The organism is Exiguobacterium sp. JMULE1 (assembly GCF_013337175.1).
Lineage (GTDB): Bacteria > Bacillota > Bacilli > Exiguobacteriales > Exiguobacteriaceae > Exiguobacterium_A > Exiguobacterium_A indicum.
Map to the genome: position 1 here is coordinate 2,090,578 of NZ_SGWC01000002.1, position 26,240 is coordinate 2,116,817.

Genomic DNA, 26,240 nt, shown 5'->3' on the forward strand with positions numbered 1-26,240 from the left:
TTAAAGCAGTAAATCGAGGTACCACGACACCCAATCATCCGCAAAATAATATGTAAGTAATGTCCCGATCGCAATGGAGGGAACGAATGGTATCGGTTGTTTTCGTCTGACGCGTCCCGTTCCGAGTAGCGTCAGCCCGATCACTGAACCAACAAATGCTGAAACAAACAACGCGATGACGACATGAAGGGGTCCAAGGAAAATCCCGAGTAAACCGAAGAGCTTGACATCTCCCGCTCCCATACCGCGTCGTGATGCAAGAAAAATGACGAACAATAGAACGAATCCGACAATTCCTCCAATAATTGGATTATACCAGTTTTCAAGTGGAGAAAGGTAGCGCACAATCAAGGCAATTGGTAAAAAGAACAGTAAAATTTTATTCGGTATGAGCATATAGGCAAGATCAGACATCGTAAGAATAAACAAGAGACTAGTTAGAGTGAGTGTCAACGCAAGTTCCATCGACCAACCGAACTGCCAAAAGGCATACGCATAGAGCATTCCACCGAGTAGTTCAAGCGCTGGATACTTGATTGAAATCACCTGTCCACAAGAACGACACTTCCCACCGAGTACTACATATCCGAGTACTGGCGTCAGTTCGAGTGGTCCAAGCACATGTCCACAGGTCGGGCAATGGGAACGTGGATGAACGATCGACTCCCCGACCGGAACACGCAAACCGACGACATTTGTAAACGATGTGATCAATAAACCTAACAAGAAAAAATATACCGTGAAGACGATCGTCATGACACGACCTCCCTTTCAAAAAAGTTCAGAAAAAAACCCCCGAGGAGGGGGAAAGTTATGGTGTCACGGTATTTGATGATACTCCTGCACGCTTTAAGCCACCAGGACCATCACCGTTAAAGTAACTTTTTGAACCAACTAAATATACTTTATATGTATATTTACCCGAGGCTTCTGTTACTTGAACATAAGCATCTTGATAATCAGCATCACCATCCATAGGATCCTTAAGTGAATCAACAAATTTGTCCAAATTCCCTGTTCTTGGTGCAGCTGTTGTACCTTTGTCAGTTGAGTCAGTCATAGTTGCTCCACCTTTTAATAGTCCTAACTGAACTACTTCACCGCTCTCTAGAGTGTTTTGAGAAGTATAAAGTTTTGCAGCACTTAATAACTGTTTTGCATTTGATACCTGTGCATCCTTACGTGAGTTATCAATCAATCCACCAATTGCGACGACAGCGATTGCTGCGATGATACCTAAGATAACGACGACGACGAGTAACTCGATCAATGTCAGTCCGCGCTCATCGCGCATTTGTTTTGCATCTAACCAAATTTCTTTTAAACGTTCGATCATTTCATTATGCCTCCCTAGTGCTTTTTTACTGTTCTTGGTTAGTAAGACTTACTATCCAAACGAATACTATTATAGTAGCACCACATTTTTTGTAGTTTATGTCTTTTTTTAACAACAGGTAAATGTTTTTACAATTGTCAACTTGCTTGAATATCGGAATAAATCTTAAACATTGGTACAACGACGGCAATGACAATAACACCAACGATTGCGGCTAATACAACAATCAATAATGGTTCGATGATCGATTTCAAACGATCCGTCGTCGTTTCCACTTCGGTTTCGTAGAAGTTCGCGACTTCCGTCAGCATCGAATCGAGACGACCTGACTCTTCCCCAATCGCAATCATCTGTGTGACGAGCGGTGGGAAGTACTTGTTTCGCTCTAATGGTTCGTGCATCGGAATACCGCGCGACATCGCTTCGTTCGCACCAGCAATCCCTTTACGAATGATCCGATTCGTAACGATTCGTTCAGTAATATCAAGTGAAGCTAAAATCGGTACTGACGCATTGAGCAATACAGATAGACCACGTGTCATCAGCGCGATTTGTGATTTTTGAATCAGCGGTCCGAAGACTGGAATCATTAACAAGAAACGGTCAAAAAAGAGACGCTGTCGCTCATTCTTGAGGTTAAAATACAACAGTCCGATTAAGCCAAATGCAATCAATAGAAGCACCCACCAATAGGCGACAAAAAAGTCGGAGACAGCGACGACGAGTTTCGTGATCAGTGGCAACTCACTGCCTAACTGATCAAAGATCGAAGCGAACGTCGGTACGACATTCATCATCAGGAAGACAACGACGCCGATCGCGACAAGCGATACGACCGCCGGATAGATTAAGGCCGAAATGACTTTTCGTTTGATCTCATATTGTTTTTGCAGCTGCGTCACGATATTATCTAGCGCCTCTTCGAGATTACCACTCGCTTCTCCCGCCATCGCCATACTAACGAAAAACGTATCAAATACACGAGGATGTTTTTCGATTGCCTGGGAAAACTGAATCCCACTACGCAAGTCATCTTCTACCTCGACAAGCGCTCGCTCGAGTGGTTTTGATTCTGTTTGTTTACGTAGAATTTCTGTTGCTCTAACAATCGAAACACCCGATCGAACGAGCGTTGCAAACTGACGCGCATACATGACGAGGTGTTCAATCTTCGGTTTAGCACTTAAAAACGTAATCTCGGTATTTAACCCTTTTGATTCTTGCTTCTCAAGCAATGTGACGGCAATTTGATCCGTCCGAAGACGTTCTGCCGCCTCTCGCTTCGTCAGGGCAGTGATCTTGCCTTTTTTTCGTTTTCCGGCCATCGTTCGACCTTCGTAAATGAATACTGCCATCCCTTCACCCCGATATGTATGGTGTTGCAGCAGATGCCGGAATCAAACCGCGGCTGACCAAATCTTGTAAAGCCATCTGCATCGTTTGCATGCCATATTGTTTACCCGTCTGTAAAACGGATTGAATCTGATATTCCTTACCCGTCCGAATCAAGTTGGAGACAGCTGGTGTATCAACCATGATTTCTAAAGCCGCAACACGTCCTGTCCCATCCGATCGTGGCATGAGTCGTTGTGAGATGACACCCGCTAGGACGTTCGCTAACTGTGCCCGAATCTGATCTTGTTGCTCCGACGGAAATACATCGATGATGCGACTGACCGTTGAGGCTGCTGTTGCCGTATGCACCGTCGCAAAGACAAGATGACCGGTTTCAGCAGCCGTTACCGCGGTAGCAATCGTCTCAAGGTCGCGCATTTCTCCCAGTAAAATAACATCCGGATCTTGGCGAAGCGCTGAGCGCAATCCTGTCGAAAAACGTGGCGCATCAATTCCAATCTCCCGTTGATCAATTAAGCTCTTTCGATGACTATGTAAGTATTCAATCGGGTCTTCCAGTGTGATGATCCGTTTATACATTGTTTGATTGATTTCGTTAATCATCGCAGCAAGCGTCGTCGACTTCCCGGAACCTGTTGGACCCGTGACAAGGATGAGACCATGTGGCTTCGTCAAAAATCGCTTGATGACTGGAGGAAGTCCTAACTGTTCAAGCGAAGGCACTTCTGTCGGGATCGTTCGAAAGGCCATCGATAATGCGCCTCGCTGATAAAAACAATTGACCCGATATCGTGCTACACCTGTCACACCAAACGAAAAATCAATATCTCGATCCTGCTTCAGTTGCTGATACATGTCTTCCGTGATCAACGAACGAACGAACCCGTCAATGATGACTGGTTTCATCTTCTCGGATCCATATGGTGTCAGTGTTCCATTGATCCGAAACACAGGAGGGGATCCGGCAGTCAAATGAACATCGGATGCCCCTCGTTCCTTCGAGGAACGAAGAATATCTTCGATTTGGGCACGTTCCATCGTTTGATTCATTCTGAAATCACCGTCCGTAAAATTTCTTCTGTCGTCGTGATACCATCAGCTACTTTCGATAGACCATCAGCTAGAAGGAAACGTTGTCCTTGCGATTTAACGTACGCTGTGATGTCACTTTCCGTCGACTGGTTCATGATCATGCGCCGTAAGACTTCGTCAATCATGATGACTTCCTGAATCGCGACACGACCTCGATATCCAGTCATATTACAAGATGAGCAGCCACGACCTCGCATGACAGTCGTCGCTTCGATTCCTTCTTGATCAAACAGCTCCTGTTCCCGCGTTGATAACGAGTGGGCTTCTCCGCAGTCCCGACAAACACGGCGGACGAGTCGTTGTGCGATCAATCCGCTAAGTGAAGCTGCGACGAGAAATGATTCAACGCCCATATCGATCAACCGTGTAATTGAACTAACTGCTGAATTCGTATGAAGCGTGGATAGAACTAAGTGTCCCGTCAAAGAAGCACGGATCGATATTTCTGCTGTTTCAATATCGCGAATCTCACCGACCATGACGACGTTCGGATCCTGACGGAGAATCGATCGGAGACCACTCGCAAATGTCAAACCGATCTTCGCATTCACTTGGACCTGATTGATGCCATCGACCTGGTACTCAACCGGATCTTCGACGGTGATGATATTGCGTGACTCATCATTCAACTCATTTAAGGCTGCATACAATGTCGATGATTTCCCTGAACCGGTTGGCCCGGTAATTAAAATAATACCGTTCGGTCGTTTTAACATTTCTCGGAACTGTGATTCATTCCGTGAGCTAAAACCAATTTTAGAGATGGAAATATTCGAATTGGAACTATCCAAAATTCGAATAACGACTTTTTCCCCGTATACGGTAGGTAGTGTAGAAACACGGAAGTCGTAAGCTAGTCCATTAAAGACATATTTGATTCGCCCATCTTGCGGTAACCGGGATTCCGTAATATCAAGCTCACTCATGACCTTGATTCGTGTCGTTAAAATGCTTTGAATCTGCTTCGGATAATTATTTTCCGTTCGAAGTTCTCCATCGATTCGAATTCGAATCGTCATCGATGTTTCCTGGGGATCCATATGAATATCGGATGCCCGTTGTGCAATCGCATTTTCTAAGATTTGATTAACGAGACGAATGATTGGCGCATCTTCACGTGTCACCACGTCGCGCGACTGGTCCATCTCCGTCATATCATCTGACTCCAACAAATCGCGCAACGATGAATCGATATCATAATACTTCAAAATCGTTCGTCTGATTTCGTCCCGTGTCGCAATACCTACGTCAATCACTAGACCCGTCTGCATCCGTAAATCATCGATTGCAATCAAGTCCATCGGATCCGCCATGGCAATAAATAAACGATTTCCTTCACGGTAGACCGGAACTAACGTATGCCGCTGTGCTAACTCTTTTGAAATCAATTTCGTCACCGCGACATCGACCGGATAATTATACAGTTGAATGATCGGAATCTTTAACTGATGATGGAGCGCTTCTAGTAATTGTTGTTCCGTCAAATGACCGAGGCGGAGTAACGCGTCACCCAATTTTTCAGTTGGTCGTTTTACAGAAAGTGCCTCATCGATTTGACTCTCTGTCACTAAACTCTCTTCGATTAACATTTCACCGAGTCGTTTTCGCTTCATCGCCATTTAGTCCGTCATCCTTCCGCATGCCATGATTCGTCTTCAATCATTACAGTTCGCTTTTGTTTCTTTTCATCAATCAGACTCGTAACGCCTCCCGTTACGACACACAGTAATACCATACCGATCGCTACAAAAGGATTACTAATCCAATCCAACTGAACACTAAAATAGATCAGTGTCACCATGATAATCGCTGCGATGGATAATACTGACTTCGCCTGAATCGAGGTCACATATGGAATCGTCACCGCAAACATCAATCCACAAATGATTGTCGCAAGTCCGATGATGATTCCAAGTTCAATTGCAATCGTCGTCCAATTCATACTCTTCCCTCCTCGTTTAGCCGACAGCTTCTCCTGTCGACTCATCTTCTACCGGCGAAGCGGGATCACCTTGATTATTCTCATCTGGTGTCGTTGGTAAATCTGGGCTGTCCGGTGAAGTAGGTGTCTCTGGCGTTTCAACTGTTCCATCCGTTTGTGGATCTTCAGAATTCGGATCAGTTGATGTCTCTGAATCCGTTTCTTCAGATGGTGTTTCTTCGGTTGGTGGAACTACGACAGGAGCCTGTTCTTCTTGACTGCTTTTCGTGATGACAGCAGGAATCGCTGCATAAAAATCCAAGGAAAGAAGTTTTTTCTGTTCCCCTTTAGTGGTCTTCATTACACGGTAGACTTCAATCGATTTTCCTTCTTCGCCAGCTTGCGTATCATTCGTCGTCCCGGCTGAAAGCGTAGCTGAGTAACGAGTAATGGTTCTAAATGGAATTGTCTTTTCTCCTTCCAACACGACAGTCACTGCCTCTTTTATCGGTGCTCCACGTAGTTCAATCGTCACGTCGCTTCCCTCTTGCGTGGCGACGAGGCGATAAACTGATGCTTGCGTATTGCGAACAGCAAAATCTGTTTTTTCGTCAATTTTGACATCGTAACCTAGTGTAATATCATCGGGGAGTGTCGCATGTGGCATGCGTTCCACGATTTCAAATGGTGTTTTTGCGAACAATTCGTATAATTTACTTCCAACGTAAGAAGCGGCGATTGGATCCATACCATACGTTTTCACATTCATTAATTGATCTGGCTTGATTTCGACGTTTGCCATGCCTGTAATCATTTGTTCTTCTGCTGCTGAACGTGTTGAAAACGTGATACTTGATACGACCTCACCTTCAGCAGACGACTCTGACGTTTGTGAAGGATCAAAATTCCCTTCAGCTAATGTCTTGCTTGTATTCGTTAACCATATTTTAAACGCTTCCGTTTGTTCTTGTGAATAGCTGACAGGTTGCGTAGATAGAAAACTTTGTAGCATTTCGTCATCGATTGAGAGAATTAAGTCTCCTCCCGTTTTCAGAGACGCTTTTTTAACAGATTCCTCAGAATCAAACGTCACCAATTCAGTTGGTATCGGCATAGTATCTTCACCTGTACCAGTCGTCAACGGTGTTTTTTTGGCCCATTCCGTAATCGCTTTTTGGACAACGGATTCAGCTTCTTTGCGACTCATACCGCTTACGGGAACAGATCCAACTTTCGCTGTTTCAGAGAAAGTCGTCTGTACGTTCGCCTTTCCGGTAAAAGAAATTAAGGCAAACGATGGCACATAAATCAAAGCCACAAGTAAGATGAGTAAAAGTGTATGTATGACAAAACGCTTTGGATTGATCATCATCTGTTTCCTTTCTGTACGAATTAATCATTTCAGGTGCCTAGTATTTCCATTATAATGAATAATATGATGAAAGATAAGCCCTGCCTGACAAATACTTTCTTCATATGAGAGAATATATACTTTAAATTTTATTATTAGTTCATATATGAGGTGAGTTCATGGAAGAAAATCAACAGGGTTTCTCGTTAATTGAAGTACTAGTTAGCATAACTATTCTGTCTATCATTTCAATTTCTTTAATTAGTATCTTTTCACAGTCACTTTCGGCATCTAGAAGCAGTACTACACTAACTTTTGCAAATTACTTAGCAAAAAATGCAGTTTCTTACATTGAAAAAGAAGCACTGGAAGCTCAAACTGGTCCTTTTGTATTTGAAGAACTATCTAAAAATGCGCAACTAACAAGTTTGCAAGAAACACCCCCATTGATTACACCGTCATGTGGTGTTTCGGTTATTTGTAATTCGATCTTTAATGATGCACAAATTAATAATCTTCTATTTCATGTAAAATATAGTGTCGTTTCGCATGAAATTGATGCCAAACCTTCTCCAGATTTAATTGATCTTTATGTATATGTATATGTAGATGGTCAATCAGAACCCATTACATCATTGAAAGGATCGATTACGAATGCCGCGCTCAATCAAAGTTTTCCATCGACAAAGTGATGGGTTTTCACTTGTTGAATTACTTGTCTCCATAGTTGTTGCTTCTATATTCAGTGCTGTCATTTTGACGGTATTTATCTCAGGAACGAAAAGTTTCAATGCAACAGGTATTATTAGCGAAATCAGAAGCGAAGCGGATGCTTCGATTGGTCAAATTCTAAGTGATATCACAGGTTTTGATGCCATTCGTGTCGATGAAGAGAATAAAATTTCTTTCTATGAAAAGTCTCTTCCTAGCTTGAACTCTAATACAGGATTACTCGAACGTTCAACATCTTTTATCCCTTTTCGAACAACTAATAAACGCGGCGTTGAATCAAATACTGAGACTATACAATTTACTTTCGATACAACCTCATTCGATAATTCAATTTTAGTTTATGAAAAACATTTCGAGTCTATTAATGATCAAATTAAGATGAAAAAAACATTTACGATTTCAAATCCAGAGTATATAGAAGTTACAGAGGGGGAGAACCCCGGAAGATATATAGTTCATGGAATTCTGACAATTGAATTATATATACAATCTAGTGATGATGATGAACAACAAACTTTAACTAGTACAATCGGTTTTTAGTTTTGGAGGAGAATACTATGAGAATATCTCATTCTGAAAAAGGATATACATTATTATTTGTACTCGTTACATTATCTGTGTTATCAGTACTTGCGCTTGCAACAATTGGTATTAGTCTTCAATCTTCTCGATTAACAGAAATTCGTGAAACCGATATTACTGTCAATCAAGATGCTAAAAATAAGCTAAAGGAAGCTTTACTTCAATTAGATGCCGTCACAAAGAAATTTGATTCTAACGCCCTATTTCAGTTAATTTCTAAGCCTACTGAATTCCAACCACTTTTAGGAAATAAAATCAAAATAATCGATCAGTTTAATCAAGAGAAGGCTCCAACCAATGAAGTACTTTTATTATGGAACAAACAGCAAGATAATAATGTATTAAAGACATTAGATTTATATATTGTTTCTACTATTAAAAAAGGAGACCAGCCTAGGATTCGTAAAACATATAGCCAGCGTGTTTATTTATCTGCTATTCCAAATTTTTTATACTATGTTCTTGGATCTTCATCTAAGGTTACCCTACAAGGTTCTCCGTATATCACGGGAAATATTTACTCCAAACAACCTTTAAAAGTAACGGCTACTCCTGATTTTAAATATAAAGAAGTCGACGACTCATTATCTGAAACTCGTAAAATGTATCGTAATATTTCAGCTCATCCTTATGTCAACGGTAAAATAAAGGTTTCAACTAATGAAAAATCATTATTACATTGCAGTGACTTTTTAGAATGTCAAGATACATCAAATCATTCAAAAGTGTTTCGTGCTTCTGGAAAAACACAGCTACTTGCAATAAACGATCAATTTATAGATTTTGACTATCTTTTTTCTTTAAATGATTTTTTATCTTTACCATCACCTTATAACTTTCATGATGGTACATTAGAAAATGTACAATCTCAATTATCAACTGCGCTAAGTCAAAATAATTTCATCCCATACATACCGAAAGGCTTTTTAGACGACTTATCAAAAGAAAAACTTGTTAAATCAAAAAATGGAGAACCTGTTACGATTGCTTCTAATATTTCAACATCTCTTTCTAGTAATGCTCCTTTAATTATTGACGGTGATTTAAATATTTATTCAACTGGTACCTCCGAGAATCCACTTATCGTCTCACGACCACTTATAGTTAATGGAGATTTATTGATTCAAGGGCATGTAGAATTTTCATCCATTATTTTTTCACTTGGAAAAAGTACTTTACAGGATGCAGTCATTCAAAAACCTCAAAATAGCACAAATTCTCTTGTGCTATTGAGTAAAGGACCTGTACTTATAAACCGAATCAATTCATTTAAACCTATACAAAATTCAACGGCTAATCCATTGTTTGATTTAGAAGCATTTATTTACAGTGATTCGCCAGATATCACGAAAATCTTTGGAGTGGGATCTACCTTATCACTTAAGGGAGGCATATTTACCAAGGGTGAACTAGAATTAAATGCTTACCGAGGTACTTTTTCTAAAAATGATTTTACTAATCGTAATGATTTGATTGTTGAAATGGTGAAAGGTGAACAAGATGATCCCGCTACTTTCAAATCAGATAATGCAGATCGTCTACAACTAGATTATGATGCAAGCGTTCTAAAAAGTGCAGGAATCATGCCAAAAAATAAATATGTGCAACTTTTTGTCGAATCTCCTAAAATACAAATTCCTTAACTATGCACTAAAAGGCTGGACATAACTAGTTAAATTAATAGAGCAAGGCCCTCGAAACGACTATATGTTTCGAGGGCCTTGCGTTTTTGAAACTGAGTTATGTCCCAACAACTTTTAATATCTTCTCTTTCAAAAAATTAATACAAATCATTAAAGGTAGATAATCCTGTTTGTCTTGAAATTTTTCTGATTTCAGAAATCGGAATAGAAGCTCCATGTTGTTTTAATAGTTCATACATATTTCGATTTCCCTGTTCTACAGCAGCCTGTATAGGCTTAATCTGACAACCATTTACGTTTGCTCCTTGATTCAGAAGTTCTTTAACTGCAACCTCATTGCCATTGCGAGCAGCTTGTACGAGTGGAGTTTCCCCGATATTATTACATTGATTAATAACTTTCTTATTACTATGATTCAAAATATATTTCCATCGTTCTCGTTCAACGTTCGGACTCGTCAAAAAATGCAAAGGACCGTTCCCTTTTGAATCAATTCGATATAAATTCCAGTCTTTTTCCCAGCATTCTAGTACTGGTAAAGAAGCCTCTACAAGAGTAGATTTCCAAAAGTATTCCTTGTCAGTAAGCTTTGAATTTAACAGTCGGCAAACTGCCTGATTTTCTCTTAATTTATTCAAATCATAAATTAATTTTTCACGTTGTATTGTATTTACGTTTATATTTTGAGAAATATCCTTAATTCTTTCAGAATCCTTTTGTTGAATTGCTTCAGCTAAATCATCGTAGGAAAATGGTTTCATTTGTTGATAAATAATTAATCCCCCTACAATTAATAGCGCCAACAAGATTGTACCCATTAGATATTTTTTAATAACGATCACCCGTATCTACACTAAATCCTTCTTCCACCAAAACAAAAAATGTATTAGATATCTCTTTGTTTTCTTTCAATAAAACACTTCCTGTTTTGCTTAGTGAAGTCAGTTTAATTTTTGCTAATCCTTTTGAAAGACCGGTTATTTTATACTTATCTATTCCTACTCCATTTGTAACTGCCTCTACTTTAACAAATGATTTACCTGATACAATATCTAATCGATAGTTCGTTTCTGTAACTGTCTGTGAGTTCCAAGTAATAATAGGAGCTTTTATTTCATCGATTTTTAAGACCATATCTTTTCCTTGAATCGTACTCGGAAACTCCATTACATAAACTGGTAACGTCGCCAAATCATTAGGGGAATCAGCATACGATACTTGGATTTTCGCATCGTTATTAGGTGTTCCCATATTTCCAGTAAAAGTGAGCTGAGGTTTATCTTCTACTGTAAGTGCATCACTTAAAGACTTAAATACTAATTTAGGCATAGAAGTTAATTGAATCTCTGATTTTAAAGTTTCATCAGAAAAGAATTTAACATCCCTTACGTACCTTTCACCCTTCTCAATTGTGACAGGAGAACCTACTCCTAAAAATGCAAACTGACTATCAATGACATAACGTAAACGTTGTAATTCTTTTTATCATTTTCTAAAATAAAGTCTATATTTGTTGTCTTTTTGGTCAGAGGTGTAATCGTAAAGGAGCCGTTTTGGAACGTAACTTCCGGTTGAGGATCACTTTGACGAATTATCTTGCTACCAGCTGAATCAATAATAAAAGATTTAGTTTGTCCCACAAAAACGACTTCTTTTCTTTCAAATGTTGGAATTGGTAAAACAATAAGATTTGTTGGTTCCGAATATATTTTTGCCCAAAGACTTCGCTGACAGCTCGTACCTGTACGACCCCAGGAGTATCTGATATTAAATATTTACCATCTTTAATTACAGCATTTGATGCGCCTGCATCTAAAATTTCAAAGGCTAAGTTTTTGAATTCATCAATTCGATCGATAGGCATAATATTTACTTTTTTTGATAAATCGATTGATGAATTTTCGTAAATCGAATTGTATGGCCCTATCGAAATTTTTGGCTTCTTATATATTATATTCGGTAGTTCATCAAAAAGAATCTTGATAGGTAAAGTATTGCTTAAGACACTGCCCGACCATGCGCCAGAAACTTCTGGTCGTTCTAAATAAAACTCCCCTTCTTCTGTAGATTCCACTTCAATTTTCCAAGCAATTTCTGCAACACTTGGCGTATAAGAATTCAGAGATTGTCTATATGAAACAGGGGTAAATTCAATTTTATATTCGTAATCATTTGTTTGTGAAATTTTGACATCGTTATTATTACTTGTAATTGACGAAATTTTTAAGCCTTTCGGTAATTTTTCTAAGAAAGAATTTAACGTAACTCTAGAAATCACATTATTTTTAACAACTGGAAACTCAATTTTATAATCAATCAATACTTTTTCTCCAGTTAAAAACGTCTTGTAATTTCGAATTGACCGTTTAACCTTGATCGGATTGGGATCATCTATAACCTGAATGAGTCTTTTTTCAGTGACTTTTGCTTTCCGCTCTTCTGGTTGACCAACACGATCGGTCGCCTCGATTTTTACCAAGAATGCTCCACGCTTGTCCTTAAAAATATTTGATAGTGCAGGGGATACAACAAACTTCCCATCATTGTCTATCACGATATCATGTGTAGCGAGTATTGCAGATTTTTCGTTGTCTCCATTATAGATTGTCATAACAGTTCGCAGTTTTTTGTCTGCTAAATCGTAATCGATTGCTTGCCAAGAAGTAGAAAAGTCAGTGGAATTTAAGAATGTATCTCCGTCTTTCAAATTCCATCTAATCTCTGGTTTATGGTTTGATGCAATGAAAGCTCGATACATCGTGTTTGAGAATAGTTGTTTCTCATCAATCGATGCATTTGAATTCTCAAGATTTGTATGACCTGATCCTGAGTACGTAACATTCCCCTTACTGTAAATATAAAAATGGTTGCGCGCATCACCGAGAGTACGCCCAATTTTCTCAGGTGTATTTTCAATTTTTTGACCATCTATCGAATAACCGTACATATTATAATATGGAGTCACATTCTCATCTTCTAGATCTAACTGAAAATACTGATCATGAGTTTGTTCGACACTAATTATTTTTTTATCTGAACCATCGCTATTTAAATCAATTTGATACGGATAACCAGTTAAAATTCCTTTATTAACTAATGCAGCTTTTGACGATTTATTAGGAGCACCTTGTCCTAGATTTGTAAATCCTACAGAGGGTTGAGCTGCATATCCTGAAAAGTATTTTTCCCATGTTGTTTCTGATGTTTCCTGACCCGGAGAACGATATAACGTATCATGTGTCATAAGCAGCCCTTGACCCGTCTTAACATAATCTTGGATTGCTTTAAAGCTATTTTCTTTTTTTATGCTATTGCTTTTATAGACGTCTTTAAATCCTAAAATCAACAAGTCGTATCTTTCGTTTAAAGTACTAACTGAATTAGGATTATAATCTTTATAATTTATATTTGTTAAATCAGAACTATAGTCGTCAAATTTTGATCCTGTCATTTCTTTAACATTAAATTTATAGAAACCGGGTCTTGATAAAAGTTGGTTGTTATTCATAAAACTGGAGTTGGTAATACGACTTTCATCACCTCCAGTAATCTGTAGAATTTCAGCTTGAACTTCTTTATCAACATATAAAAAGCTACCAGACAAATAATCTTTTTGATTTTCTCCGGCAATTACCTCGACCATCCAATTTCGTGGACCTGTATAGCTATATCCAAGTGGTTCCCAAACTAATTCATTATTTGGATTTATACTTGTTGGAACCCACTCATCTTCCGAAAAGCGATCATCACTGTTAAAATCTATATAAAGTTTAAATTGAACAGTTGATTTCATAGTCGGTGGTACTTTTGATAAATCTGTCGAGATTTTGAATGTGATGGGTACATTTTTTTTAGCGAACATACTAAAAGAGACTTTATTAAGCTTTATGGTTCCTTGTGATACATCTACACTAACCAAGCGCGGTCTAGTACTTTTAAAACTATTTATAAAATCAGTTGCTTTTGTCATATCATTTACTTTTGTTGTCCGTTTATCATCATAAAGCTTTCTAATATTTCCCGCATTTGATTCAGTATCTGAATGTAAAATAATAGGTGTTCCATTGTCTAATAATTCATTTAATTTCTTGTATTTCAAAATCGTTAAATCATTTTCAATTTTCGATGTATTATGTGCGATTTTTCTAATACTGGTGTCATTAGAAGTTACTACACTTAATTTTTTTGTCGAATATTTATCTGAAGTAACACCTGACTTTCCTATTACAACAATGTCAAATCTACCATCTAATCTGAAGCGAGAAGCATTAAATTCTTTTATAGTCATTCTCGTAACTTCGGCATTATTTAAAACTCCTAAATTAGTGGGAACTGTATTCGGAATCTCGTACATATTTTTTTCAGTCCAAGAATCTGTGAGTTCAAGTACTTGTAACTTAGTAAGATTTTCTGTTGCCTGAAAATGAGGTTCGTTTATGAGAAAAGGAAAAATTAAGATGCAACATAATGCAAACATAATTTTGAAGCGTATATTTTTCATAAATAGTCTCCTTTTTAATAAAAAATAGGATAAAATGATAGTCTTTTACAACTCTCATTTTACCTTAAAAGAAGCCTACTTCCTTTTTTTATAAAATTTACGCACTTCACTGATGAAATAAAGTGATCCCGTCACGACATATGTTCGATCTACGCTTAAGTGACCAAAGAATGATTCGACCGTTGTTACGTTAGCGCCTTCCTGCTGCAACTCCCCTATCGTCCGCGCTCGCGGGAAATCAAATGTCGTCTCGTAAATATCCGGTGTAATGCTACGTAACTGCGTTAGCATCGCCGTCCGGTCTTTGTCACGCAAGATTGAACAGAGTAACGTCACGGGCTTTGATTCCTCTTTTAAGCGTTCAACCAGCGCCGTGATGCCTTCCGGGTTATGGGCACCATCGAGAATGATTCGTGGTTTGCGCGAGATGATCTCAAACCGTCCCGGATGTTTTGCCTCCCGTAATCCTTTTCGGATTGCCGCTTTCGACCAGCCGAGTCGCCGCGCACAGATGACGGCATTCGCCGCATTATGGACTTGATGATGACCTTCGAGCCCTAAGCGCGTCTCCGGAATTCCATCATACGTCGCCCATGTCCCTGTCTCTTTCAAGCGGTAACGAATGATGGCTTCCTGACTCCATTTCAACGTCGCATTCCGATCCCCGCAATACGCCATTAACGGCACCGTCAGCTCTTCCTGCAGTTTTCCGGCGATGACCGGTGTTCCTTGTTTGATGATCCCGAACTTCTGTAAAGCAATCTCTTGGAGCGTATCTCCGAGAATCGCTTGATGATCGTGCCCGATTGACGTGATGATCGCTGCGACCGGCTTCTTGAAGACGTTCGTCGAATCATACAATCCACCGAGTCCGACTTCATAAATGACGAAATCGGGACGAATCTGATCAAAATAATAGAAGGCAAGTCCTGTTAATGCCTCGAACTCAGTGACCGTACCGAGTGCCGGATCGATGTGCTGGATGGCAGCTTGAACGGCGATCGCAGCAGCGACGAGATCATCTTCTGCGATCGGTACCCCGTTCAACATGATCCGTTCCTCGAACTGAATGATATACGGCGACGTAAACGTCCCGATGCGTAATCCTTCCGCAATTCCCATCTCACGTAAGAACGCAACCGTCGATCCTTTCCCGTTCGTGCCAGCGACATGAATCGTCGGAATCGCGTCCGGGTCAATCTGTAATTCCAGTAACATCGCCTGCATCCGTTCAAGACCTGGTTTGACGCCGAATGCTAGTAAGCTCGATAACCATTCTAATACATCTTCTCGCGTCCTCATGTTGTTCGCTCCTTTAAAAAAAGTGGCTCAAGGAAACTTGAGCCACTGCTGTAATTAGTGTGAGAGTTCGTTGATGCGTGCTTCGACAGCTTGACGTTTTTCCGTATAATCAAGTGCCTTCGCTTTTTCTTCATCAATGACATGTGCCGGTGCTTTGCCGACGAAGCCAGGGTTGTTGAGTTTTTTCTCGACCCGTTCGACTTCTTTCGTATACTTGACGAGTTCTTTATTCAAGCGCGCGATTTCTTCCTCGATGTTGATCAAGTCCGCGAGTGGGATGAACAATTCTGCTCCCGTTACGATCGAACTCATTGCTTTTTCTGGCGCCGGCATCTGTTCTTCGATTCGGAGTTCAGACGCGTTCGTGAACTTTTGCAAGTACGAGCTATTTGACGACAAGTCGTCTTGAACACGTGCGTCATTCGTCGAGATGAACAGTTGGATCTGTTTCGACATCGGTGCGTTCACTTCGGCGCGGATGTTACGAACCGAACGGATGACGTTCTGAACTGCTTCGAATGCTGGAACAGCTTCCGGGAAGTCGAGTGATGCCTCGCGTGTTGGCCATGAAGCACGTGTGATCGTTTCGCCTTCATGCGGTAAGTGTTGCCAGATCTCTTCCGTGATGAACGGCATGAATGGATGCATCAGACGCATGATCCGGTCGAGCGTATAGGCAAGAACCGAACGCGTCGTCTGCTTCGCTGCTTCATCTTCCCCGTTAAGCGGTAATTTCGCCATCTCGATGTACCAGTTACAGAAGTCTTCCCAGATGAAGTGATAGAGAATACGTCCCGCTTCACCAAACTCATATTTGTCCGACAGACGCGTCACATCGTCGATCGTCGTCTGTAAGCGTGTCAGAATCCATTTATCTGCGAGTGACTTCTCGCCTGTCAAATCGATCTGATCAAACGTTAGACCATCCATGTTCATCAAGGCAAAACGGCTTGCGTTCCACAGTTTGTTCGAGAAGTTCCATGTTGCTTCGATTTTTTCCCAGTAGAAGCGGAGGTCGTTCCCTGGCGTTGATCCTGTCGTTAAGAACCAACGGAGTGAATCGGCACCGTACTTCTCAATGACATCCATCGGGTCGATTCCGTTACCGAGTGATTTCGACATCTTGCGTCCTTCCGAATCACGAATCAATCCGTGGATCAAGACGTCTTGGAATGGACGTTGTCCTGTGAATTCGTACGATTGGAAGATCATCCGTGATACCCAGAAAGCGATGATGTCATAACCCGTAACGAGTGTCGATGTCGGGAAGTATTTTTGATAATCCGCTGCGTCCGTGTTCGGCCATCCCATCGTTGAGAACGGCCAAAGCGCTGAAGAGAACCACGTATCAAGAACATCGTTGTCTTGCTCCCAGTTCTCGATATCGGCTGGTGCTTCCTTACCAACGTAGACTTCGCCTGTTTCTTTATGGTACCAAGCCGGAATCCGGTGTCCCCACCAGAGTTGACGGCTGACACACCAGTCACGGATGTTTTCCATCCAGCGCACATACGTGTTCTCAAAGCGTTGTGGAACGAAGTTGACCTTGTCTGGTCCTTGTTGTTCCTCGAGTGCTTTTTGCGCGAGTGGTTCCATTTTGACGAACCATTGGAGTGAAAGATACGGCTCAACGATCGCGTCTGAACGCTCCGAGTGACCGACAGAGTGCAAGTGTGGTTCGATTTTGATTAGAACACCTTCTGCTTTTAAATCTTCAACGATTTGTTTCCGGCATTCGAAGCGATCCATACCTTCGTATTTCCCTGCGTTCTCGTTCATCGTTCCATCTTCATTCATGACGAGGACACGTGGTAACTCGTGACGGTTACCGACTTCGAAGTCGTTCGGGTCGTGCGCTGGTGTGATCTTAACGACACCTGTACCGAACTCCATGTCGACATAGTCATCGGCAACAATCGGAATCTCGCGACCAACGATTGGTAACGTGATCGTTTTTCCGACGAGGTGAGCATAACGCTCATCCTTCGGGTTCACGGCAATCGCTGTATCACCGAGCATCGTCTCAGGACGTGTCGTCGCGAGTTCAACGTGACCTGAACCGTCCGTTAGTGGATAGCTGAAGTGATAGAACGCACCTTCGATATCCTTGTAGATGACTTCGATATCCGAGATCGCTGTTTTCGTCGCTGGGTCCCAGTTAACGATGTATTCGCCGCGGTAGATCAAGCCTTTTTCGTAAAGTTTCACGAAGACTTCTTGAACCGCTTCTGACAATCCTTCGTCAAGCGTGAAGCGTTCACGCGAATAATCGAGTCCGAGACCAAGTTTTGCCCATTGTGCACGGATCGTTGACGCGTACTCTTCTTTCCATGCCCATGATTGCTCAAGGAATTTCTCACGACCCATTTCAAGACGTGATTGTCCTTCTGCCCGCAGTTTTTGTTCGACTTTTGCTTGCGTCGCGATACCGGCATGGTCCATTCCTGGTAGATAAAGAACGTCGAATCCTTGCATCCGCTTCATCCGTGTCAGCATGTCTTGTAACGTTGTGTCCCACGCGTGACCAAGGTGCAATTTACCTGTGACGTTCGGTGGTGGAATGACGATCGTGTACGGCTCTTTTTCTGGATCCTGATCGGCTTTGAAATAGTCACCTTTCACCCAAAAGTCGTACCATTTTTCTTCCGTTGCCTGCGGATCATACTTCGTTGGCATTGATAATTCCTGCATCCTGATCGCTCCCTTTTTGTCCATAATAAAAACGGCTTCTCTCGTCCTATGCTAAGGACGAAAGAAAGCCGTTGCTTTTTTCCGCGGTACCACCTTAGTTCATCCACAATCGGATGCCCTCGAGCCACGTAACGTGTGGAGGACGGATATCGCTCGTAAGACTCACGATACCAGCTCGTGGGGTGACCTTCCTCCTGTTCGCCCGTCACATCTTTCAGCCAAGGATGTGTTCTCTACACCGGTACGAATACAGGACTACTCTTCCCGTCATCGCTGTTGCCATTTTCTTCTTTACTTATTTTAGCCGAGACTTCAAGCAATCGTCAAGAACTGCTTAACGACCAAATTCAACTTGGAGTTCTTGGAACGTCAATTCGACGGCTTCGATCGTCCGCTCGATGTCTTCGTCCGTGTGGGCGATTGACAGGAAGAGACCTTCGAATTGTGACGGTGGTAAGAAGACACCACGCGCCGCCATCTTTTGATAATACGAACGGAACATCTCAAGATTCGATGTTTTCGCTTTTTCGAAGTTCGTGACGCGCTCATCCGTGAAGAAGACACCGAACATCGCGCCTGCACGGTTCGTCGTCAACGGAATGTTATACTTCGCCGCAGCGTTCAGGTAGCCTTCTGACAAACGGCTCGCTTTCCGGTCGAACTCTTCATAGTGTTCTGGTTTCAATTGTGTCAATGTCGCTAGACCTGCTGCCATCGCGAGTGGGTTCCCGGATAACGTACCTGCTTGATAGATTGGACCTTGTGGTGCGATCTGCTCCATGATGTCACGACGTCCACCGTAAGCACCAACTGGCATTCCGCCGCCGATGACTTTACCGAGACACGTGATATCCGGTGTGACACCGAAATGTCCTTGGGCACAGTGGAATCCGACACGGAAACCGGTCATGACTTCGTCAAAGATCAGTAAAGCGCCGTTTTCTGACGTAATTTCCCGTAAGCCTTCGAGGAATCCTGGTTCTGGTGGCACGAAGCCCATGTTCCCAGCAGCCGGTTCGACGATGACACCGGCGATATCGTCGCCGTGTTTTTCAAACGCGATTCGGACAGCGTCCAAGTCGTTGTACGGAACTGTCAGCGTCATGCTCGCGATTTGCGCCGGAACGCCTGGTGAATCTGGTAATCCGAGTGTCGCGACACCTGAACCTGCTTTGATCAAGAGCGAGTCACCGTGACCATGGTAACAGCCTTCGAACTTGAGGATTTTCGTCCGACCTGTGTAGCCGCGTGCGAGACGAAGGGCAGCCATCGTCGCTTCAGTCCCTGAGTTGACCATCCGGACGACTTCGACTGACGGCACACGACTGATGACGACTTCCGCCATCGCTGATTCGATTTCCGTTGGTGTCCCGTAGCTCCAGCCACGCGTTGCTTGTTCTTGAATTGCTGACGTGACGATTGGATCGGCATGACCGAGAATCATTGGTCCCCATGACAAGACGTAATCGATATATTCTTTTCCGTCGATATCATAGAGCTTCGATCCTTTCGCATGATCTGCGAAAATCGGTGTCATCCCGACCGATTTATAAGCACGGACCGGACTGTTGACACCACCCGGCATGAGCGGGAGTGCCCGCTCGAATGCTTCTTTTGATTTTGAGTTCTGGTTAATTAAGCTCATTTCGACCCCTCCAGGTAACGACAAATGTCTTTTGCGAAATAGGTGATGATTAAATCAGCGCCTGCTCGTTTAAAGCCAAGCATCGTCTCAAGGACGATTCGTTCTTCATCGATCCAGCCGTTCAAGGCTGCGGCTTTGACCATCGCATACTCACCCGATACGTTATACGCGACGATCGGTAAATCGATTCGCTCACGCACATCACGAATGATATCCATGAACGCAAGCGCAGGTTTGACGATCATGAAGTCAGCTCCTTGATCAACGTCCGCTGTTGCTTCGCGGAACGCTTCGCGACGGTTTGCTGGGTCCATTTGATAACCTTTCCGGTCGCCTTCTCCCGGTGCCGAATTTGCTGCATCACGGAATGGACCGTAATAAGCAGACGCATATTTAACACCGTAGCTCATGACCGGAATGTGGCTGAAGCCGTTCTCGTCTAATCCTTGACGAATCGCTGCGACGAATCCGTCCATCATCGATGATGGCGCGATGACGTCGGCACCTGCTCGGGCTTGGGAGATTGCTGTCTTGACGTGAAGCGGTAGTGACGCATCATTATCGACCGTACCGTCGGCGACGATTCCACAATGACCTGTCGACGTATATTCACATAAGCATGTGTCGGCGATGACCGTTAGCTGCGGGGCAACCTTCTTGACGAGACGTGTCGCTTCTTGAACGATCCCGTGATCGTGAAACGCACCTGATCCTTGCTCGTCTTTCAAGTGGTCGTGCGGGACACCGAATAAAATGACAGATTCGATTCCGAGTGCGACGACTTCTTCAATCTCAGCCGTCAGATGATCGAGTGATAAGTTGAAGACGCCAGGCATCGAACTGACTTCGCGTTTAATGCCTTCGCCTTCAGCGACGAAAATCGGATAAATCAAATCTGATTTATGCAATTGATTCTCGCGGACGAGTGACCGGAGTGATGCGGTATGACGTAAACGACGGTGACGTGCGTATTCTAATGTGTTCATGCTGATTCCTCCTCAATGATACGATCAATCATGCCGTCTACCGTGAATTCACGGGCGACATGGATCGGTTGAAGTCCGGCTGCTTTTGCTGCTTGCTCCGTGATTGTCCCAATGACGATGAACGTCGCCTGCGGGGACAGTGGAGCAATCGCTTCGACAGCGGAAGGACTCTGCAGTCCAATATAGGTGGCAGTTCTGATAAGTGCTTCAGGTAGCCGACGGGTGACGGTTTCATACGTGATGATATCTTCGATCGTATACCGATTCAGGTTTCGTAACTGATCGACCGGCGCTTGCCGCGATCGGTTCCCACGCGCGAAGACGATATGATCGCTGTCAGACAAGTATGGTCCGAGTTCTGCGACGAGTGCGTCTCCTGTAAAGGTCGACGGACAGAAGTCGGCTGTTCGACCGTACTTCGCAAGTGCATCTGCCGTCTTTCGTCCGACGACCGCGATACGTGTTGCTGTTAATTCAGGCAACGCATCAGCAATCCGGTGGACACCATTCGGACTCGTCACGATGAGCCAATCCATTCCCTTCGGCAATGTAAACGAAACCGGTCGCGTTTCAATGACAGGATAGTGCACTGACTCGATCGCGACGGCGCGCAGTCGCGCCATCTGCTCGGTCGTCGGTGGTCGGCTGCCCGTGAAGAGTACCTGCTTACAAGTCATCCGGAAGTGTCGCGAGAATCTCACGACCGCCCGAAGCAAGCAGACGTTCTGCAACATCTTGACCGAGTTGCATCGGGTCAAGACCTGATTCGCGCTCGAGTAGGATTTGCTCACCATCGACGGATCCAATGAATCCGACAAGTGTCGTTGACATGTCTTCGTTGATCGTTGCGAATCCACCGACCGGAACGTGACAGCTACCTTCGATCGCCGCTAAGAACGCGCGCTCTGCGTAAGCTACTTTTTCCGTCATCTGATCATGGATCAGGTGCAGAAGGTCACGTACTTCTTGATCATGTTCGCGACATTCGATACCGAGGATTCCTTGTCCGACGGCTGGAATCATGTCATCTGTCGAGAGATATTCCGAGACGACGTCTTCAGACCAACCCATCCGTTGTAGACCAGCTGCTGCGAGCAAAATTCCGTCAAACGGACCATTCTTTAATTTATCGAGTCGTGTGTCGATGTTTCCGCGAATCGATTCGATTTTTAAATCAGGGCGGAGTTTTAGCAATTGCGACCCACGACGTAAGCTACTCGTGCCGACAACTGCACCTTCTGGCAAGGAAGCAAGACCTTCGCCTGTTTTCGTGATCAAGGCATCACGCGCATCGACACGTGCTGGTGTGGCACCGATGATGAGACCATCCGGTAATTCAGAAGGTAGATCCTTCATGCTGTGAACGGCAAAATCGATTTCTTCGTCAATCATCTGTTGCTCGATCTCTTTTACGAATAATCCTTTACCGCCGACTTTCGAGAGCGTCACATCCAAAATGCGGTCCCCTTTTGTGATGATGTTCTTGATTTCGAACTCATACGGCGCGCCGGCTTGTTTCAACTGGTCAATGACCCATTTCGTCTGTGTCATCGCTAGCTTCGAGCTTCGCGATCCAACAATGATTTTTCGCATGCTAAAATCCCCCTGTACAATGATAAAGGGGCGGCACAAGTCCGCCCCATGCATTTTCTATTGTAACACAAATCGTGCTTTGTTCACCGGTTCACAGCTTTTGCAGAAGGTGTCGTCTCTTCTGATGTCATGACATCATCTTCGAGCCCTTCGAACAAGTCTTCGTTTAATGCAAACGTATCCATGAACTGCGCAATCCGCTCATCGGCATCTGGCTTCGCTGCCGCATCTTTAATATAAGACAACGGCTCACGCAACAACTGGTTGATGATTGATTTCATGTGTTTGCCAATGACGGTTTTTTCGCGTTTTGACATATCCGGTAATTTCCGTTCCAAGCTTTGCATCGTTTCTTGTTGAATCCGCAATGCCTGGTCTCGTAATTCCGTGATGATCGGTACGACACCAAGTGTCGTCATCCAACCTTCGAACTCAGCGATTGCTGCTTCGATCCGTTGTTCGATTTTCGCCGCTTCCTTCATCCGTTCCGCCATGTTTTGTTGGACAATCGATGTCAAATCATCGACATCGTACAAATGAACACCCGGTAAATCACCGACGGTCGGTTCAATGTCCCTTGGTACGGCGATATCGATCAAGAGGAATGGACGATCGTGCCGGAACAGCTGTGCTGCCGCGATGTCTTCCCGTTTGATGATGGCACGTTTGGCACCTGTTGAAGAGATGACGATGTCTGCCCGAAGCAAACCGCACTGCATCTCGTTAATCGAATGTGCCGATCCTTCGAACCGATTCGCGACCTCTTCTGCTTTAGCTAACGTCCGGTTAAAGACCGTGATATCGCGTGCCCCTGCTTCATATAGGTTGAGCGTCGTCAATTCGCCGGTTTCTCCCGCACCGATGACGACGATTGATTTATCTTCAAGCGATCCAAGTAACTGTTCGGCAAGCGTGACAGCAGCAGCACTGACAGAAACGGCATTTTCACCGATTCCAGTTTCTGCGTGAGCCCGTTTGGCGAGCGTGACCGCTTCTTTGAAGAGTTTATTGAAGACCGTTCCTGTCGTTTCAAGCTTCTGCGCCATGAAGAAGCTTGTCTTCACTTGACCAAGGATCTGCGTTTCACCGACAATCATCGAATCAAGTCCACTTGTCACGCGGAACAGATGCTTCATCGCATCAAACCCTTCATGAATGAAGAGATACGGCTCGAGTTCCTCCATCGTCAAACCGAACCAGTTTGCAAGGAAACGTTTCGTATAATATCGTCCTGTATGTGGCTGATCCGTCACGACGTACAGTTCCGTCCGATTACATGTCGAGACGATGACACTTTCAAAAATACTTTTTTCATCGCGCAATGCGACGACCGCTCCCTTCATCTCATGCTCCCCAAATGAGACTTGTTCGCGTATTGATACAGGCGCTGTTTTGTTATTCAAGCCGACCACTACGATATGCATGCGCTCTACCCCTTACGTCCAAAGATTTCGTTCCGATCTATCTTTTCGTTCTCTATCCTACATTATAACCATTATAAAAAAGATTCCAATCAATTTATAAACTAAAATGAGTCGAAGTTGTGAAATCTTCTTCATTTTTTCTCTTCTTCTACCTTATCCCTCTCTCATGAAAATCACAAACCCTCTGCTCCTAAAAAGAGCAGAGGGTTACACTTTACTTCAAGGAGTCAGTTGATACCGTCACGTCCGGTACGTCGAGACGCTGCTGACGTAAACGATAGATCCGAGCGATATTTTGAACGACGACTTTTGAAACTGCGTATGTTGGAACCGCCAAGATGACACCAATGATTCCACCGATTTTCCCAGCAACGAGCAAGACGATGATGATCGTCAGCGGATGAACCTTGAGTGTTTTTCCTTGGACATAAGGAGAAATCAAGTTCGACTCAATTTGCTGCGCGACGACGATCGTGATGATCGCATAGACGGCTTTGATCGGATCATCGATGAACCCGACGATGACCGCCGGTACAGCACCGATGTAAGGTCCAAGATACGGAATGATGTTCGTGACCGTACAGAATAAGGCAAGCAGTAACGCATATTGAATATCTGAGATGAAGAAGCCAATCAATGACATGAGACCGACACAGATTGAGACGATAACCTGTCCATTGACATAATGCTTCACTGTCACATGCATATCGTGCAAGATTTTACGCGTTTCTGTTTCATAGCTTTTCGGCAACAGCTTCACGACGGAATCCGGAAACTTATAGCCGTCAAGCAACATATAAACTAAGATGAACGGCACTAAGACAATGATTAAGACGGTCGAAGAGATGACACCGAAAATCGTTCCGACAGACGTCGAGACAGACTTAAAGACTGTACCGATATACGACGTCGCTTCATTCGTCCACTTGTCAAACAAGTCCGTATTCTCGTGAACCCATGTCGAGATGAAACGATTGTCCATCAATTGATCGCGTAAGTTTAACGTCTGATCGCGCAATTCGATGACGAGCGTCGGAATGCTTGTCGCAAAATCCGTCACCTGCTCGACTAAGATTGGTCCGATCGAAGCGACAGCAATCGTCAGAACCGTGATGAAACCAAGCAAGACGATCAACACGGCAAGACCACGTTTCTTGACGCGTTTTTGCAATGCATCTACGATACCGAGCGTGAAATAATAGAAAATCCCCGCAATGATCAGCGGCGGGAAGATCAATGCCAGCATGACTTTAATCGGCTGGAATAAAAATGAGATCTTTGTACCGACCCAGATAACGAGAAAAATCACTAATACCCAGATTAATGCCTTAAACCATTTGTTTCGAAGCAAATCCAAACCATTCACACTCCCATTTATTACATAGTCATTATAGCTATTCTTACACACTATATTACGAAATAATAGATTTTTCACAAAGCACTTTTTATGTATAGAAAGTAAAAAAGCCTACGAAATCCTGCAGATTTCGTAGGCTTTAATCTTTACAATAAGCGATAAATCGCTTCCCACGCTGCATCGACGCCCTCTCCTGTCTCGGACGAGAAAGGAATCAATGTATCTTGACCATCAAATTGCAACTTACGTTTAATCGCCGCGATATGTTTATCACGTTGACTCTTCTTGATTTTATCGAGTTTTGTCGCAACGACGATGACCGGTAGATCGTAATACTTCAAGAAATCATACATCGTCACATCATCCGCAGACGGATCGTGTCGGATGTCAACGAGCTGTACGACACCTTTAAGGATTTCACGTTGTGTGAAGTACTTCTCCATCATCTTGCCCCACGCTTCACGCTCCGTCTTCGAAACTTTCGCATATCCGTAACCCGGTACATCGACGAACATGACTTCATCATTGATGTTGAAGAAGTTCAAGGTTTGCGTTTTACCTGGTTTCGAAGATGTCCGCGCGAGTGCTTTACGCTGGACCAGTTTATTGATGAAAGAGGACTTTCCGACGTTCGATCGCCCTGCGAGTGCCACTTCTGGCAACAATGGCTCCGGATAATGTTCCGGATTGACGCCACTCGTAATAAAATCAGCTTTATAAATTTTCAT

22 protein-coding genes and 1 other annotated feature are annotated in these 26,240 nt (G+C 43.2%); of the genes, 3 read left to right on the forward strand and 19 right to left on the reverse strand.

The genetic code is table 11. The annotated features are described in order from the left end of the window. The 7 genes from EXW93_RS11290 to EXW93_RS11320 all read right to left on the reverse strand — a co-directional run bounded on the left by EXW93_RS11290 (position 1) and on the right by EXW93_RS11320 (position 7,077). On the reverse strand, positions 1 to 756 hold the full coding sequence (locus EXW93_RS11290) for a prepilin peptidase (RefSeq protein WP_055968716.1): 756 nt from the start codon (positions 754 to 756) through the stop codon (positions 1 to 3). 55 nt (positions 757 to 811) lie between these two features. Beyond that, entirely contained in the window at positions 812 to 1,336 is a 525-nt protein-coding gene (locus tag EXW93_RS11295; RefSeq protein ID WP_052017095.1) for a type II secretion system protein, read from the reverse strand. A gap of 137 nt (positions 1,337 to 1,473) precedes the next feature. Then, on the reverse strand, positions 1,474 to 2,691 hold the full coding sequence (locus tag EXW93_RS11300) for a type II secretion system F family protein (protein WP_055968718.1): 1,218 nt from the start codon (positions 2,689 to 2,691) through the stop codon (positions 1,474 to 1,476). Between the two features lie 4 nt (positions 2,692 to 2,695). Then, positions 2,696 to 3,730, reverse strand: a complete 1,035-nt coding sequence (locus tag EXW93_RS11305) for a type IV pilus twitching motility protein PilT (RefSeq protein WP_200864060.1) — start codon at positions 3,728 to 3,730, stop codon at positions 2,696 to 2,698. Between the two features lie 8 nt (positions 3,731 to 3,738). Beyond that, positions 3,739 to 5,403 carry a GspE/PulE family protein gene (locus EXW93_RS11310; protein ID WP_023468960.1) on the reverse strand — a complete coding sequence of 555 codons (1,665 nt, stop codon included), beginning with the start codon at positions 5,401 to 5,403 and terminating at the stop codon, positions 3,739 to 3,741. A gap of 8 nt (positions 5,404 to 5,411) precedes the next feature. Continuing rightward, complete coding sequence (locus tag EXW93_RS11315) at positions 5,412 to 5,726, reverse strand: hypothetical protein (protein WP_023468961.1); 315 nt, start codon at positions 5,724 to 5,726, stop codon at positions 5,412 to 5,414. 16 nt (positions 5,727 to 5,742) lie between these two features. Then, positions 5,743 to 7,077, reverse strand: a complete 1,335-nt coding sequence (locus EXW93_RS11320; RefSeq protein WP_174316468.1) for a G5 domain-containing protein — start codon at positions 7,075 to 7,077, stop codon at positions 5,743 to 5,745. Between the two features lie 158 nt (positions 7,078 to 7,235). Between EXW93_RS11320 and EXW93_RS11325 the strand changes: the two genes are divergently transcribed. The 3 genes from EXW93_RS11325 to EXW93_RS11335 are packed head-to-tail and all read left to right on the forward strand — an operon-like array spanning position 7,236 to position 10,013. Beyond that, positions 7,236 to 7,748: a prepilin-type N-terminal cleavage/methylation domain-containing protein gene (locus tag EXW93_RS11325; RefSeq protein WP_174316469.1), complete on the forward strand. Its 513-nt coding sequence runs from the start codon at positions 7,236 to 7,238 to the stop codon at positions 7,746 to 7,748. Continuing rightward, complete coding sequence (locus tag EXW93_RS11330) at positions 7,711 to 8,328, forward strand: PilW family protein (protein WP_174316470.1); 618 nt, start codon at positions 7,711 to 7,713, stop codon at positions 8,326 to 8,328. The genes EXW93_RS11325 and EXW93_RS11330 overlap by 38 nt, the downstream gene beginning before the upstream one ends. A gap of 17 nt (positions 8,329 to 8,345) precedes the next feature. Continuing rightward, positions 8,346 to 10,013, forward strand: coding sequence for a type II secretion system protein (locus EXW93_RS11335; protein WP_174316471.1), 1,668 nt, complete (start codon positions 8,346 to 8,348; stop codon positions 10,011 to 10,013). Positions 10,014 to 10,150: 137 nt separating this feature from the next. Here EXW93_RS11335 and EXW93_RS11340 read toward each other — a convergent pair whose 3' ends face one another. The 12 genes from EXW93_RS11340 to yihA form a co-directional block, all read right to left on the reverse strand. Then, positions 10,151 to 10,819: an ankyrin repeat domain-containing protein gene (locus EXW93_RS11340; RefSeq protein WP_174316472.1), complete on the reverse strand. Its 669-nt coding sequence runs from the start codon at positions 10,817 to 10,819 to the stop codon at positions 10,151 to 10,153. A 22-nt stretch (positions 10,820 to 10,841) separates the two neighbouring features. Further along, positions 10,842 to 11,342 carry a hypothetical protein gene (locus EXW93_RS11345; RefSeq protein WP_174316473.1) on the reverse strand — a complete coding sequence of 167 codons (501 nt, stop codon included), beginning with the start codon at positions 11,340 to 11,342 and terminating at the stop codon, positions 10,842 to 10,844. 262 nt (positions 11,343 to 11,604) lie between these two features. After that, positions 11,605 to 14,514, reverse strand: coding sequence for a DUF5057 domain-containing protein (locus EXW93_RS11350; protein ID WP_174316474.1), 2,910 nt, complete (start codon positions 14,512 to 14,514; stop codon positions 11,605 to 11,607). Positions 14,515 to 14,589: 75 nt separating this feature from the next. Beyond that, positions 14,590 to 15,816, reverse strand: a complete 1,227-nt coding sequence (locus EXW93_RS11355) for a bifunctional folylpolyglutamate synthase/dihydrofolate synthase (protein WP_058264742.1) — start codon at positions 15,814 to 15,816, stop codon at positions 14,590 to 14,592. Between the two features lie 54 nt (positions 15,817 to 15,870). Beyond that, complete coding sequence (locus tag EXW93_RS11360) at positions 15,871 to 18,507, reverse strand: valine--tRNA ligase (RefSeq protein WP_371811159.1); 2,637 nt, start codon at positions 18,505 to 18,507, stop codon at positions 15,871 to 15,873. A 50-nt stretch (positions 18,508 to 18,557) separates the two neighbouring features. Beyond that, positions 18,558 to 18,787, reverse strand: a binding site (T-box leader). Positions 18,788 to 18,841: 54 nt separating this feature from the next. Then, entirely contained in the window at positions 18,842 to 20,152 is a 1,311-nt protein-coding gene (gene hemL, locus EXW93_RS11365; RefSeq protein ID WP_023468969.1) for a glutamate-1-semialdehyde 2,1-aminomutase, read from the reverse strand. Further along, positions 20,149 to 21,138, reverse strand: a complete 990-nt coding sequence (gene hemB, locus EXW93_RS11370) for a porphobilinogen synthase (protein WP_174316475.1) — start codon at positions 21,136 to 21,138, stop codon at positions 20,149 to 20,151. The genes hemL and hemB overlap by 4 nt, the downstream gene beginning before the upstream one ends. Then, complete coding sequence (locus tag EXW93_RS11375) at positions 21,135 to 21,815, reverse strand: uroporphyrinogen-III synthase (protein WP_174316476.1); 681 nt, start codon at positions 21,813 to 21,815, stop codon at positions 21,135 to 21,137. Before EXW93_RS11375 ends, hemB begins: the two co-directional genes overlap by 4 nt. Next, positions 21,805 to 22,731, reverse strand: a complete 927-nt coding sequence (gene hemC, locus EXW93_RS11380; protein WP_023468972.1) for a hydroxymethylbilane synthase — start codon at positions 22,729 to 22,731, stop codon at positions 21,805 to 21,807. The genes EXW93_RS11375 and hemC overlap by 11 nt, the downstream gene beginning before the upstream one ends. 83 nt (positions 22,732 to 22,814) lie before the next feature. Continuing rightward, entirely contained in the window at positions 22,815 to 24,155 is a 1,341-nt protein-coding gene (hemA, locus tag EXW93_RS11385) for a glutamyl-tRNA reductase (RefSeq protein ID WP_035396598.1), read from the reverse strand. A 214-nt stretch (positions 24,156 to 24,369) separates the two neighbouring features. Next, positions 24,370 to 25,512, reverse strand: a complete 1,143-nt coding sequence (locus EXW93_RS11390) for an AI-2E family transporter (protein ID WP_174316477.1) — start codon at positions 25,510 to 25,512, stop codon at positions 24,370 to 24,372. A 146-nt stretch (positions 25,513 to 25,658) separates the two neighbouring features. After that, positions 25,659 to 26,240 carry a ribosome biogenesis GTP-binding protein YihA/YsxC gene (gene yihA / locus EXW93_RS11395; protein ID WP_023468975.1) on the reverse strand — a complete coding sequence of 194 codons (582 nt, stop codon included), beginning with the start codon at positions 26,238 to 26,240 and terminating at the stop codon, positions 25,659 to 25,661.